Source organism: Bacillus sp. 5RYD7K, assembly GCF_059831465.1.
Window position 1 is genome coordinate 3,378,397 of record NZ_CP191200.1, and the last position, 15,742, is coordinate 3,394,138.

Genomic DNA, 15,742 nt, shown 5'->3' on the forward strand with positions numbered 1-15,742 from the left:
TTTCTTTTCTTTATAATTCTTTGAAATCAAGTAAAGGAATCAGCAATTCTGACTCTTCCTTTTCTGGAGTTTCTCCATTGTCGATCCAGCATTGTTCCTTATTGAATATAATCGGAGAAAGCGGGTGTCTTTTTGTCTCTCCATATCCTAATGTGAGATGGCTGTCGCTTAATATCATATGTGCGTTCGTGCCCCCGAATCCAAAAGAGCTGATTCCGGCTCGCAAAACCCCTTTTCTGGGACACCATTCTTTTAAAGACGTGTTCGGAAAGAATGGCGACTGATCAAATTTAAAACGCGGATTTGGCGTTTTACAATGTAATGTCGGCGGGAGCATCTGATTTTTTATGGATAAGGCAACCTTTATAATACTCGCTATCCCCGCTGCACTCATTAAATGTCCGAAATTCGTTTTTACGCTGCCCACTCCGCAAAATTGCGTTTCTTCCGTAACCTCCCGGAACACTTCTGTCAGCGCTTTTAATTCAATCGGATCTCCTATCATCGTACCGGTGCCATGCGTCTCGACATAACTGAGAGTATCTGCATCAATTCCGCCTTTTTTCAGGGCTTTTTTTATCACTGCGCTTTGCGCTTTCGGATTAGGTGTTGTCATTCCCATTGTCTGTCCGTCATTATTAACCGCGGATGAGTCAATTACCGCGTAAATTCTGTCACCTTCGGCAAGGGCGTCATCAAGTCTTTTCAAAAGGACTGCGCCGCATCCCTCTCCCGGTACAAATCCATCTGCCTTCTCATCAAATGTATGACACTTTCCTTCAGGTGAAAGCGCCCGAGCCTCACTCAGCATGACGTAAGGCTTTTGATCCAGCAAAATGTCAACCCCGCCCGCAATCGCCATATCTGACTCTTTTGACATCAGGCTTTGACAAGCGAGATGGACGCTGACCAATGAAGAAGAACAAGCCGTGTCTACAACCAGATTCGGTCCTTTCAGATTAAAAAAGTGTGAGATATGCGCACCTATGAAATTTTGTCCTATACCCACGATCGTATTTTTTGAAGGGGAACCTATTTTGGACATAAACGTCCCGGTCCGCGAACCGATGAAGACGCCGACTTCTTTGTTTGATACTTCTTCTTTTGTATAGCCGCCGTCTCTCAATGTCTGGACGCTGACCTCAAGGCATTTTTTGATTAACGGATCAAGCTCTGATGCCTCACTTTTGTTCATATTAAAAAACGCGGGATCGAAAGACTCAATATCTTGAAGAAATCCGCCCCACTTACTGATACTTTTTCCCTTTTCATAGGTGTCAGAGTAGTATGAAGAAATATCCCATCGCGACGCCGGGACTTCGCGGACACTATTTTGTCCTTTCTTCAAATTTCTCCAGAACGTTTCTGTGTCCGGAGCATCCGGAAACTCACAGCCCATTCCGATAATAGCGATTTGGTTCAGACTGGTTTGTTGTATTTGAGATCCGCTGTCCCGTACTTCAGAAGCATTTTGATTTATATGTTGCTCTTTTTTCCGAATCTCAATGTTTTCTGAATCAATTTGAGGACTGATCCCCTCACTTGCAAATAATTCGTTTAAATAGACGCCCAGTTGTGAAAAACTCGGATACTCCAGAAAAGCTGATGGTTCAATTTTTATTTGAAATGCATCTTCCGCTTTTTTGACAAGCTGAACCAGTAAGATTGAATCAACTCCGTAATCCGCAAAAGACGTATCCTGATCTAAATTCTCGTAAGGTATTTTCAGCTCCGCGGAAAAAATCTCCATTAACTTCCTGATCATAGCTTCATTGTCTCCCTGACCAGAGATCTCTTTTTCTTCAGCATCCGGGTTATTTTTAGCAGCTTGAATTCTTGTCTGAAGCAGCTGCTCCAGCTTGAATTTCTCCGGATGTGTCTTTGCCGGTATAAGGCAGGGGTATCCGTTTATCGTCATCATTTCATCCAGCATGGCAATACCTGTTTCTGTTGAGTGTGAAAGTAAACCAAGTGCCTGATATGATGGACTTGTCACCTCGCCCATCCCAATGTCCCTCCAGCTCGGCCAGTTAATTGATTGATAATATGTTCTGCCGGCTGCATGCTGATACGCCGCAAAGTAATCCATAAAAGCGTTCGCTGCGGCATAGTCACTTGTTCCGGCGCCTAATAAAGGAAAGGCGCTCGCAACAGATGAAAACAAAATGAAGAAATCAAGTTTGTCATCAATAAAAATGTCATGGAGTACCTGCATCCCCTGCACCTTTGGCTCAAATACTTCTCTTATTTCTTGATCAGATTTATGAATAAAAGCCGGATTCGAATGATTGGCTGCACCAGCGCAATGAATGACCCCGCCGATTTTGCCGAACTTCAGTCTCACCTCTGAAAAGAAGCGTTGTAATTTTTCTTTTTCCGTGAGCGGCCCGGAATACACTTCCACCTGAACTCCCTTTTGATCCAACTCATGCAGCAGTTGTAATTTCGAATAAAGAGGTGACTTTTCATCGGTGTCTTTTAACATTCCGGCTATTTTATCAGATTCCGGAAGGTCGGTTACTCCCATCAACACAAGTTTTTTGACTCCCTTTCCGGCATAATGTCTGGCAAGTTCTGCCCCGATCCCTCTTGTTCCCCCTGTAATAACCAGGGTTTGATCCGTACGGCATACCGGCAGGCCGGATAGTTTCCGGTTTATTTCCGCTGCATGTAATTTCTCGACGTATGGAATATAACGTTCACCGTTCCGGTAGCAGATTTCACTATACAGCCCGTCAGCGCAAGCTTCATCTGTGATTACCTGTCTCAATTCCGCCGCAGTCCCGACATGCCCGTCTACATCTATTGTTTTTGATTTTATCTTTTGATACTCCGCACTCAGCATTTTATATAGTCCGGCTGTTTCGGCTCCAGCTAACGACGGCTTGTCATTCAGAAATGTCTGCAGCCCTCTGGTCACATGTAAAACGAAAAGCTGTTTACGTGTCTTTATGATTTCCTGCAGCAGTGTCAGCTTCCCGATTGTGCCGGTGCGTGCCCCGTTTTGATCACTCCGCAAATCTGACAGGTCAAATATGCCGATGATTTCCGGATTTTCTTCTATGACTGCTAGAGCCGTTTTTTTGGCTTCCCCATCCGAAGGATCCCAGTTATCTGCGCAAATGACAGCGGATTCAATCAGAGGATCTGAATCAAACAATTTGAATGCAAGCCGCTCACTTTCACTATTAGCCAGGATCATCACCTGTCCTTTCATAAAAGCGGAAGGCGCAGCCTTTTGTTTTTTCCACGATTTTTTTAATACATCAAATGATAAGTCAATCGGTGCATGGGGCAGACTTTGCGGTACACCTGTTTTTTTCTCTTTCTGTGCTGCTTTTGCGGCAGGCACCCAATATCTGTTCCGTTCAAAAGGATATACAGGAAGAGAGATAAGCTTCGGTAATTCCGCAGTGTACATCTCTTCCCATTCAACGTCTCCTCCGTTCACCCAGTGAATGGCCATTTCTCTTGCACTTTTAAAGTGAGCGGCTGACAGGGCATTCTTTTGACCAGCGCCTCGGCGGGCCTTTCCCCTATATAAACCGTTTACCTTCTGATCTGACCGCAAATACATCGTCAGCTTATTGCGAAGATCGTCAATGCTGCTAACCTCAACAGCGAGCCGCTCTTCCATAGCGTTTCTCCCGGTCTGCGAAGTGTACGCAGCATCAGCTAGTGACGTTTTTGGCTCCAGTTCTTTTATATATGCATCAATCAAGAGTCTGAGCCGTTCTTCATTTTTAGCAGAAAGCAGAATAATTTGCGTCTTGTTGCTCTGTACCGTTTCCATCTTTTCTTCATTCTTATACTCTTCGATGATAATGTGGGCATTAGATCCTCCAGCGCCGAAAGAACTGATGCCTGACCTTCTGGCTTGATTTTGCGGCGTCTCCCAATCGGTCAGTTCAGACTGCACGTAAAACGGTGTTTCCTCAAAATCAATATTAGGATTTAAGTTGCCGGAATGAAGGGAAGGAGCAAGCTGTTTATATTTCATTTGCATCAGCACTTTTGTGATAGAAGCAATTCCCGCCGCAGCCTCTAGGTGTCCGATATTTGACTTAACCGAACCAATTGCACAACGATAATCGCTTTTCGAGCTGTGCAAAGCTTTGATTAAACCTGAAATTTCAATCGGGTCTCCCAAAGATGTTCCGGTGCCATGCGCTTCAATATAACTTATGCTGTCTGCATCAATCCCCGCCTTATCAAGAGTTTCACTGATGACGTTTGCCTGCTCGCCCGGATTTGGCACAGTGTATCCGTTTGTTTTTCCGCCGTGATTTACAGATGTTCCCTTAATTACACCGTAAATCCTGTCCCCGTCAGCCTTTGCGGCAGAAAGCGATTTCAAAAGAACGGCCCCGACTCCTTCTCCCGGCACATATCCGTCTCCTCCCGCTCCAAAGCTTCTGCAGCGCCCATCGCTTGAAACAAAATGATTTTGTGAAAGCAAAGTATATTTATCCGGGTGTAAGGATAAATTCACTCCTCCGGCTATGGCGAGGGTGGATTCTCCCCTTTTTAAACTTTCACATGCAAAATGAACAGCAGAAAGTGAAGAAGAACACATTGTATCAATTGCAAGGCTGGGTCCGTGCAGGTCAAAGAAATATGATACCCGGTTTGCGATAGACGAATAAGAAGACAGGAGCGCCTGACGTTCCTCATCATCTGAAGCACCGGCTGCAAATAACTGATAGTGGCTGTAGGTGACACCGACAAATACACCTGTCTTATGCCGTTTCAACTTTTTCTTTGTGTAACCCGCATCTTCAAACGTGTGCCACGCTGTCTCTAAAAATAACCGTTCCTGAGGATCAATTAACTCGGCATCACGGGGCGAAATTGAGAAGAACAGCGGATCGAATTTATCAGCGTCTTTTATAAACCCCCCCCATTTGCTGTCATGACGGGCATTGTCACCTGTGTGATAATATTTCCGAAAATCCCAGCGCTCTTTCGGTATTTCCGTTATACAATCTTTTCCGGAAGAAATATTTTCCCAAAACTGTTCCACATCCTTCGCCATCGGGTAGCGGCCGGCTATACCGATAATTGCAATATCTTCCTCGGAAGGTGCGGATGGTATGCGGGAAACGGAAAGCTTCTCTCGTTTCCCCGGCGCCGAATGATCAATTCGCTGTTCGGCTGCCGGTAAAAACACCTTCTTCAACTCATGATGATAGTGTTCAAGAAAATACTCTGACAGCTCTTCAACACTGCTGTATTCAAAGAAAAGAGTCTTAGACACTCTTCCAAAATATTTTTCCAGACGGGAGTTAAGACCTAAAATCGTTAGAGAATCAATTCCGTAACGGTCAAACGTATCCTCGGGTAAAATACTGTCCGCCGGTCTTCCCGTTTCCGCACCGACGATCTCTGTCAAAAGACGGATCGTTTGCTTTTTCAGATCTTTTTCATTTAATTGCAGCAGATTACTGTTGTTTCCAGGCACAGTCTCTATTTCTTTATGATCCGTTGAGAGTAATTCATTTATTCTATCTTTGTCTCCGCTGATAACAGCCAGCTGAGAAGCAGAGCGGCTCATACTGTCCTGAAAAGCAGCAAGCCCGGCTTGAGCGGATAAAAGTTCCAGCCCTGCATGTCTTAAAGCCTGCAGCTCTCCCGGCCCGACTGTCATATTCCCCGCATCCCATAACGGCCAATTAATAGAAAGTGTTTTCCCGGGACGTCCTTTAATGCTTCGATACTGGGTGAATCCGTCCATACATCCGTTAGCGAAGGCGTAGTCGCTTTGACCCGCATTAGGCAGAACGGCCGAAAGGGACGAAAACATAACGAAGAAATCAAGAGGCTCTTCTTCAGCTGCTTTATCCAGCCAAACGGTTCCGAATACTTTAGGCGCTATAACTTCTTCTATGCTTTCTTTTGTTTTTTTTATGATAAATGCATCTTTAACAAGTCCGGCGCTGTGCAAAATTCCGTTTAATTCTCCGAATGTCTGCTTAATGTGCTTCATTAACGCGGCCGTCTCTTTTTCCTTTGAAATATCTGCCGGGACATATAAGGCTTCAGCGCCAAGATTTTCAAGAGCGCTCAATTTTTGCGCCGTTTCACGGGAGGCCGGGGAACGCCCGGTTAATATCAGCTTGACTTCTGCCTGTTTCGCCAGATATTCCGCAAACAGGTACCCGAGACCGCCGGCTCCTCCCGTAATTAAATACACACCGTTCTTTTTTACACTGAAACTATGTTTCTCCCCATCTTCTTTTTTTACTCTTTGAAGCTGCCTTTTATAATAATGCCTCGGCTCATAACAGGTAACGTGGTTCGTCTTACATTGATTGTTCCATTCAAAAGAGATGACATCTGCAACATGCTGCTTTGTAAACGGCTCGTCAAACATTGATTTCAGCTCTGCAGCCTTACATGTGAAATTCGGATTTTCGGTCTGTACGGTCTTAAGAAAACTTTCAACCGCGTTATAAATCGGCTGAACCTCGCCCTCGGTATTTTCATACAGGTACAAAATTTCTGCTTTCGGACAAAGTTTGTTCGCCATGAAGGCCTGAAACATGTGAAACAAGGAATACAGACTTTTATTGAGCTGCTTTCTCATTGCATCTTCTGTATTTTTGAAGAGCCCGGCAGCCAAAAAATGAATAATATGACGGGGTCTTATATTTTGAGAACGCAGAACCCCGCATAACGCATCATAATCCTCATCTTTTGCAAAGTTCATTGTAAAACGACCGTTCCGGCAATCTTCGAAACGCTCGCCGGAAGTCACGTAAATGAAAGGTGCCTCATAGCCTTCAAGCTGCCTCTTCATTATGGTATACATGCTGTCGTCTTCGCAAAAAAATAAAATTGGCTCTTTCGTATGCGGGAATTTTTCACTGCCTTTAAATTCATGTCTATCCCATACCATTTCATATAGATGGGTTTTCCCCAAGCTCTTAATTAATTCCAGCCCTTCTTCAGGCGTCAGGCTGCATTCTTTCACCTTTTTCACGATTTGCTCAATTTGCATCGTTTTTTCATTCATGGAAAAGCAACTCCTCTATCAGCTCTGACGTCTCTTTCGTATTCATCTCACCTGTTTGTGCTTTTTCAAGAAGTGACATGATTGTTCCATCTGCTGCATCTTTATTTGAGTTGTGAAGCTCAGTACCCGAGAAAGCCTCAGCCTTCTGCGCTTCATCTTTATTTAAATGAATCCAATGTCTGTTCTTGCTGAAAGGATAAAGAGGAAGAGACAGTTTAACCGGTTTGAGTTCCTCCTCATACAAGTCTTCCCAGCTGATTTCACAACCGATCGTCCACAACTGAGCCAGTTTGGCCGGCTTGTTTTGCTGAATCAGTGATTGAACATATGCATGACCTTCGGGGCCGCCGAATAAAGGAGCGTACAGACTATCAAAATCCGTTACATTTCCTTCATAAACACCTTGCAGCCTGCTCCCCTGGATGTAACCGTTTAATTTTTCAAGAAGATCTCCAGTATTCGAGCAAGTGATCGCAAGGCGGCATTCAAATGGTTCCCTTCCGGTTTGCAGCGTATATGCTATTTCTTCAAGACGGATTCCGGACTTTTCTCTAAAATTGCCGTTATACGGTTTATCAGCTGATCGATTCCGGACGCTGCTGATATAGCAGCACAGCTCGCTCAGGGTCATTAATTCCTGAAATATGTCTAGTGATATTTCTGTGCCGTACATTTGGTTTATATAAGAGATTAATTCGGAATAAGCCAACGGATCAAATCCGAATTCAGAAAGAGGTATCTTTGCATCTATATCTGCGGTATCTAAACGCAGGATACCCGCTGCCGCTTCCCGAACCGCCTCTTGCAAATCACGTTCCTGCACCTCTTGCTGACTGAATTGAACTGATAGTTCTTCATGTAAAAACGTTGTTAACTCTTTGGCTTTAACCATCAGCCTTTCCTTTGTTTTGGCCGATAGAACAATGATTTGTTCCCGCTCGGCAGTTACTGCTTTATCTTGTCCGTATTCAAATTCTTCCACGATGACATGAGCATTTGCCCCGCCGAATCCAAAGGAACTGACTCCGGCACGGCGCGGAATTTCATTTCCTTTTCGATCTATTAATCTGGCCCACTTCATTGTTTTATTGACAATGTGAAACGGCGTTCCGCTTAATTGAATATAAGGGTTCAGTTCCTTGACATGTAGTGTGGCAGGCAGTGTTTTATACTTCATGGATAGTAATACTTTAATCAGCCCCGGCATTCCAGAGGCGGGCTCTAAATGACCGATATTCGTTTTTACTGAACCGATGCCGCAATATTGATCATGATTCTTTCCTGAATGCGGCTCAAAAGATCCAAACGCTTTTTTCAAGCCTTCAATCTCAATCGGATCTCCCAGTTCTGTCCCGGTTCCGTGTGCTTCAATATAAGATATCGTATCAACAGGAATATCGGCATTTTTGTAAACAGACGTTAACAGTTCTGCCTGAGCTTCCGGGTTCGGCGCGGTCAATGAAGCAGATCTTCCTCCGTGATTTTCTCCGGTTCCTCTCAGGACTCCGTAAATATTGTCTCTGTCATTCATTGCCGCTTGCAATGGTTTCAATAACAGAACAGCTGCACCTTCACCGCGGACATAACCGTCGGCAAGTTTATCAAACGTCTTACACCGGCCGTCCCTAGACAAAATACCGAGTTTATCAGTATACATATGCGTGACTGGATCTAAGAGCAGCGAAACCCCGCCTGCTACCGCCAGCTCACTTTCACCATTTTGAATCGAGCGCACAGCTCTGTGGATTGCTACAAGACTGCTTGAGCAGGCTGTATCAATGGACTCACTCGGACCTCTGAAATTAAAATAGTGGGATACACGGTTGCTGATGAGCGCCTGACTGTTTCCGGTTCCCGCAAACGCATGCGCCCCGTCCGAATGCCTCATCAGCAGCTGGCGGTAATCATTAAATTGAATGCCCGTAAACACCCCGATATTTTTGCCAGACAGCTTTGAAGCTTTGTAACCCGCATCTTCTATCGCTTTCCAGGTTTCCTGTAAATAAATTCTGTGCTGAGGATCCATGAGTTCTGCTTCCCGCGGATTAATATTGAAAAATGCCTCATCGAATTTATCGGCATCTGTGATAAAGCCGCCCCATTTCGAATGTACTTCGCTGCTTCCTTTGCCTTCGGCGTATTTTTTCCAATCCCAGCGATCCGGGGGAATTTCCTGAATCAAATCTTTTTCATTGATTAAATTGAACCAAAACTCATCTGCATTTTTTGCTCCCGGAAAAACACAACTCATCCCGATAATAGCAACTGGCGGCTTCTCTGGATGATGGTCAGCCTGTCTTGTTGTCTTTTTTTCAAACGGAAAACTTCGCGGCGGCTTCACGTTTTTCCCGGTGGTTTTCCCAGCGTGCACTACTTTCCTTTTTTCAGAAATTTTTTTTTCTGCATCTGTATTCCCCTTTGTAACAGTACGCAGTTCACTGTTTAGAAATTCTGAAAGAGATTTTATATGGCTGTAAGTAAAGAAAACGGCAGGTGTCAGCTTAAGCTTGTATTTTTTATTCAGTCGGACAGCTAATGTTTTCAAACTGATAGAATCAAAGCCGAGATTGCCGAAATTCTCTGCCGTATCCAGCTGTTCAATGTTAATTTTCAATAATTCCGATACCATTTGCTTCAGTTCTTCCAGGACATTGTCTGCAGACACCGGTGCTGTATAAGAAATTTCCTCTTGACGAACCGGAAGCGTATTTACTTTTTGATGCGGCAGATCTTTTTTTGCTGGTGTTGTTCCGGCATCCCCGGTAACAACCGAAATTTGCGGACAGTCATTTGCCAAAATCGTCTCAAAAGCCGCTATCCCTTCTTCCGTTTCCAAATAATCAAACCCGGATGCAGAAAGATAAGCTTCTTCCGCTTCTTTGTTTAAATGCATTCCGCCTTTACGCCACAACGGCCAGTTAATCGAAATGCTCTTGCCTTGTCTCTCTTGCCGGCGGCTCTGTTCGGATCTCCAATTTATATATTGATCTTGAAAATAATTGCCCAACGCATAATTAACCTGTCCAAAATCTCCGAAGACCGAAGAAATAGAAGAAAATACGATAAAGAAATCAAGCGGCTCATCTTTCGTTAATTCATCTAAGCATACCGTTCCTTCAATTTTAGCAGTCATGCCTTCTGAAAAATCAGTCAGATTCATCTCTGTAAATAACCGATCATCGGCATGACCAGCTGAATGAATAACACCTTGAATGGAGCCCCAAGTCCGTTTCGTTTCTTCTATGACCCGTCCCATCGTCTTTTGATCTGCGGCATCAGCTTGATAATATACAGCATCTCCTCCAAGTGCCTGCAGCCGGTCAATGTTATGGCGTTTATCAGCTGTTAACGGTGACCTTCCCGTCAATACTAATTTTGCTTGATACTGAGAGGCTAAATATTTTGCGAAAATCAGGCCCAGACCGCCTAAACCGCCCGTTATGAGGTAAACCCCTTTCTGTTTCAGCTGATGAGAGTGCTCTGTATGATTGAATACATACTCCTTTAATGTCTTAACATACCTCTTGTCATTTATATATTTAACTTCTTCCGCCTGCCGTTCCATGCCTGAAACCATTTCGTTAAGACAAAATTCAGCCATTTTTTCAATTGATATACGTTCTGAAAAACCGATTGACTTCACATTCTCTGCGGATGGCACCAACATATTTGCCGTTTTTAAACAGCCTGCAAGAGCGCCCATATACGGATCATTCACGCCTTCTTTAAAAGAGTGAACAAGAAGCAGAGAATGAAGATAAAGAGAGGCATCACTGCGGGCGCTCAGAGCTTTTAATAAATAAAAAATTGATTCCAGGCCGCTGAGAAGGTGGTCACCCGCGTAAAATGTTTCTCCCGTGTGTAAGATGACATCAGGAGCAAACCCCTTTTTCTCTAATTCTTCGAATAAACGAATGTAATCTGACGTCACTTCCGGGTTTACACAGAATGTCAGCAGATTTTGATCGGTCTGCCGCTGATCCGGCGTGACGAGAATGACACGGCTGTCTGATTGATTTTTCAGAGCTCCAGCCAGTGCTTCATCTTTTGCAAAGACCAGAATTGTTTTTGGCTCCCTATCTTTGATTTCAATCAGAGGGTTTTTTTGATCCCACTTATGCTCATAAAAACGTGCATTTTTATTAGGCTTTTCGCCAAAAACCAGCCCGCTCAGTTCCATCAAAATCCCGCCGGCATTGTCTAATACATACACATCATAAGCCGAATCGGTTTCTCCAGTTTGTTCTGCATATACATAAACGGGTTCAGTCTCATGATCAAAAATCGTACATTCTTTAATATTTTCCGGGAGCTCTCCGGCATTTTCCCCCGCAAGGTATATGACGGCTTGATATACGCTCTCAATAACTTCCGGTTTGATTATGCACCCTTTCGGCCCGGCCTTTGCTTTTATCTTTAAAAGTACCTGTCCGTTCCTGCTGACACATTGCTCTGCCGCTTTCAGACTGTCACTGCAGCTGTATCCGAATTCGGCAAGCCGCTGATAAAACGCTTCGTACGGTATGCGTTCTGCGCGCTGAGACAGAAACGGCTCAAGATGAATATTTCCGTTCTCGTACGCCCCGCCTTCTAATTCGAGCCGCCCTGAGGAATAAATGGATGAGTCGCTCTGTTTTTCTATAGAATACGATGCACCCTGATTATCCGGGGTTAATACAATCCGGATCTGCTCATTGCTTCCGCTTTGTAACATCGGTTCTCTAAAGGAGAGCTCTGTTAATTTAATAATCGGATTCCCTGAAGCCATCGCTCCGGCAGCTCTCGCCATTTCAATCTGGCTGAGAAACGGAAACATTTCCTTGTCTTGATACTTTGTTTTTATATATAAACCAGTATCGCTTACATTGATAAGAAACTTCTGTGCTTTAAAATCAGATATATTGCATGAAATGTAAGGATGCAGATCGTTATTAACGTTCATCCGGCGGCTTCCAATATTTTGCGCATCTATTCTGCACAGCTCTTTGGCAAATGGATATCCGGGTGCTGATACCCGTCTCAGAGTGGCATCTTTATAAAGTGACGGCCAATCTACTCCGTTACCGGCAACCCAGTATTCAGCAATCTTCAAAAGATCTCTGTTTGCGGCTGCTTCTTCAATTTCAGCTTTGTTCATCCTTTGAGCTTCTGTTGTGTCTTTGCCGCTTGTAAAAATATGATCCATCGCGTTTCCGAGAGTATAGCCTGTCAGTCTTTTAAGCAATTCCTCTCTTGTGGAGGCGATAACAGCCAATCTGTGCGGCATTTCTTCTCTCCCGGTTTGTAAAGTAAATGCTGTATTTCTAAGTGTTTCTAATGGATAATCTCTGGCTGCTATATGTTCTTTTGCGCGTTTCGCATATTCTTCCAGCCTGTCGGCATTTTTTGCAGAAAAAACAAATAAAAGCTGTTCAGGTTCTTCAGCCGCGAGAGGAGAGATAGCTTGATCCGCAAATTCTTCTAAAATAACATGGGCATTAGCTCCTCCTGCCCCGAAAGAACTGATTCCGGCACGCCTGGGAACGGATGACTCCCATTTTTCGGCACTGTCCGGTACATAAAAAGGTGTTTTTTGAAACGGTATATTTTCATTCAATTCAGCAGAATGAGTCAGTGACGGAACAATCGTTTTATGTTTCATTTGAAGAATAACTTTCGTAATGCCCGCTATGCCTGCAGCAGCCTCAAGATGTCCGATATTTGATTTAATCGACCCGATCGCGCATGTTTTCTTATCGCGTTCGGCACCTGAAAATGCTCTGGTCAGACCGGTGATTTCAATCGGATCTCCTAACGCGGTGCCTGTTCCGTGAGCTTCTATATAGCTGATGCTTTTTGGATCAATTAACCCTTTTTTTAAGGCTCTCGTAATGACCTCACTTTGAGCTTTGGGATTCGGTACGGTATATCCATTCGTCTTAGCACCGTGGTTGATGGCTGTTGCCTTTATAACTGAATAAATCTGATCACCGTCCGCAATAGCCTTTTTTACAGGTTTCAGCAGCACGGCACCTGTCCCTTCTCCCGGCACATAGCCGTCCCCTCCGGAACCGAAGCTTCTGCACCGGCCATCACTGGATAAAAATCCGCCTTGGGTCAGAAGTTCATATTTATGAGGATGAATGGATAAATTGACGCCTCCTGCAATTGCAATTTCACATTCATTCCTGATTAAACTTTCACAGGCAAAATGAACAGCCGTTAATGATGAGGAACACATCGTGTCCAAAGCAATACTTGGCCCGCTGAAATTAAAGAAGTAGGATACCCGGTTGGCGATTGATGCATACGAGGAAGAAACGGCCGCTTCGTGACCGACACTGTACAGCTGATATTGGCCGTACATAACCCCTGCAAAAACACCGACGTTTTTTCTTTCAAGCGTTTTCTTTGCGTACCCCGCATCTTCTATGGTGTGCCAAACCGTCTCTAAAAACAGTCTCTCCTGCGGATCAATTAATTCAGCTTCGGCAGGAGAAATATTAAAGAACAACGGATCAAAATGATACACATCGTCAATAAATCCCCCCCATTTGCTTTGGTTTTTTACTTCATCGCCTGCTGCGGGCTGATAGTGCAGCCCCGAATCCCACCGATCCTTAGGTATCTCAGTTATACAGTCTTTACCGTTCAATAAGTTTTCCCACAGAGTATCAAGATCATTTGCCATCGGGTAACGTCCGCTGATACCGATAATCGCGATATCATTATCATGATACTTCTCCTGCTGCACCTGATTTTTCATCTGGATTTTCTGTTTCCCGTTAACATCGGCTGTCTGTTTATTATCTTTTTTCTTCTGAGATGGGGTGCTGCTCCCGTTTTCTCCTAACCGGAGTTTATGAAGAAGAGTATCCCTGTGCTCCTCAACGAAATACTGTGACAATTCTGCCGCAGTCTGATATTCGAATAACAGCGTTTTTGAGAGCGCGCCGAAATGTTTTTCAAGCTCATTCGTAATATTGATAATCATAACGGAATCAAGTCCGTATTTTTCCAGTGCCTCTTCTGCATCTATTTTGTCCGCAGGCATCCTGAATTCTGCAGCAATCATTTTTATGATGAAATCAGATGTTTCAGCTGTCAGTTTCTCTGAATCAAATGATTCGATATTTCTCCCTGTTCCTTCATCTGCCTGAATGCTGTCTTTTCGTTCATATAATTGATGAACATGATTGTCAATTTGCTCATCTCCGTAAAACACAGTAAATTGCGAAAAACCGGAGGACAATGCGACTGCAAACGCTTCTTTACCTTCTTCTTTTTCTAAAGGATAAAAACCCGCCTTTTTCATTGTCTCTACCGTTCGCTCATCCACTTGCATGCCGACTTCTTTCCACAGCGGCCAGTTCAGAGAGAGAGAAATCGTATCAGAATCCTGGGCAGAACGCATATTCATGAAATGATCCATATAACTGTTTCCGAACGCGTAATCAGATTGCCCGACATTTCCCAACACTGCGGAAGTAGAGGAGAAGCAAATGAAAAAGTCAGGATTTTCTTTCTCAACAGCATCATTCAGCCACATCGTACCCAATACTTTCGGTCTGATTACCTGATCGAATTCCTCTCGTGACTTGTTAAGAAGGAAAGAGTCACGGATGATTCCCGCGCCCTGAATGACCCCGTTTACTTTTCCATAAGAAGTTTTGGCTTTTTTGACTACATATTCGGCTTCTTCCTTATTGGTAATATCAGCCTGAACATAAACAGCTGAAGAACCGGCATCCTCCAATCGTCTCAGCTGTCTTCTTATATGGTCTGAGAGCGGAGACCTCCCCGTTAAAACAAGGCAGCATTTTGTTTGAAAAGCCAAATATTCCGCAAAAGTAAATCCTAATCCGCCCGCGCCTCCTGCGATAATATATACTCCATTTTCTCTCAGCGGCACATCTCCGCTTCCGGAATTTTTTTCGGGTTCATACGTTTTGAGCTGTTTGACATAACGCTGCATGTCTTTATAACGGATCTCTACATCTGAAGGCTGGAAATCACTCAGCTCATTGCGTATGATATCAGCTGCGTGAACGGCTGCTATTGACTGCTCCATTTCAATGCTTTTTGCTGAGATTAACGGATTTTCCAGCTGCAATGTCCGCAAAAATCCGCTTGCCGCCGCGTAAAGAGGCTGTTCTCCAGAAAGATGCGAAAAATATCCATATAATAGCTTGATCGGTTTGCGGCAGTTATTTTTGAAGAGCGCCTGTTGTAGTAAAAACAAAGAATAGACTCCGCTGTCGCATTGTTCACGAATCGCTCTCTCTGTCTTTTCAAACGGCATGTCTGACCACAAATGCACCGCTTCCCGTATATCTGACTTCTCTTCTTCTATAAGCCATCCTAACAGGTTTATGTAATCTCTTTCAGAACGGGGATCGATTTCAAATACACCGTCCCCGATTTTTCGAAACTCTTTCCCCGGCTTAACCAAAATAACCCTTGTATCATGCAATGCAGCAAGTTCTTTACTCACATCTTCACTTTTATCAAATAATAAAAGGCTGCCCTCACGTCGGCCGCCTTTTACATGAATGCTGAGATCTGTCCGCTGCCAGACCATCTGATAATATATCGCCTGTCCGTTACCCCCTGCGGAATGAGAACCAAGCTGCTGTATCCGCTTTACTCCTTCTTCCAAAGAAATGATGCCGCTTTCTATGTCAGAAAGTACTTTTTTTCTAAAATGACGGGCTTCTTTCATAAAAATCTTCATCCCCTTTACAAATG

Annotated in this window: 2 protein-coding genes; both read right to left on the minus strand. The window is 44.1% G+C overall.

All coding sequences use genetic code 11. The annotated features are described in order from the left end of the window. Positions 1-10: 10 nt before the first annotated feature. Positions 11-7,015: an SDR family NAD(P)-dependent oxidoreductase gene (locus tag ACQE26_RS16490; RefSeq protein ID WP_500470082.1), complete on the minus strand. Its 7,005-nt coding sequence runs from the start codon at positions 7,013-7,015 to the stop codon at positions 11-13. Beyond that, positions 7,008-15,716, minus strand: a complete 8,709-nt coding sequence (locus ACQE26_RS16495) for a type I polyketide synthase (protein ID WP_500470083.1) — start codon at positions 15,714-15,716, stop codon at positions 7,008-7,010. The genes ACQE26_RS16490 and ACQE26_RS16495 overlap by 8 nt, the downstream gene beginning before the upstream one ends. Positions 15,717-15,742 lie beyond the last annotated feature (26 nt).

What these genes read in the sequence shown, in the direction of transcription:
- ACQE26_RS16495 (WP_500470083.1), bottom strand. Translation starts at nt 15,716, where the DNA reads ATGAAAGAAGCCCGTCATTTTAGAAAAAAAGTACTTTCTGACATAGAA.
- ACQE26_RS16490 (WP_500470082.1), bottom strand. Translation starts at nt 7,015, where the DNA reads ATGAATGAAAAAACGATGCAAATTGAGCAAATCGTGAAAAAGGTGAAA.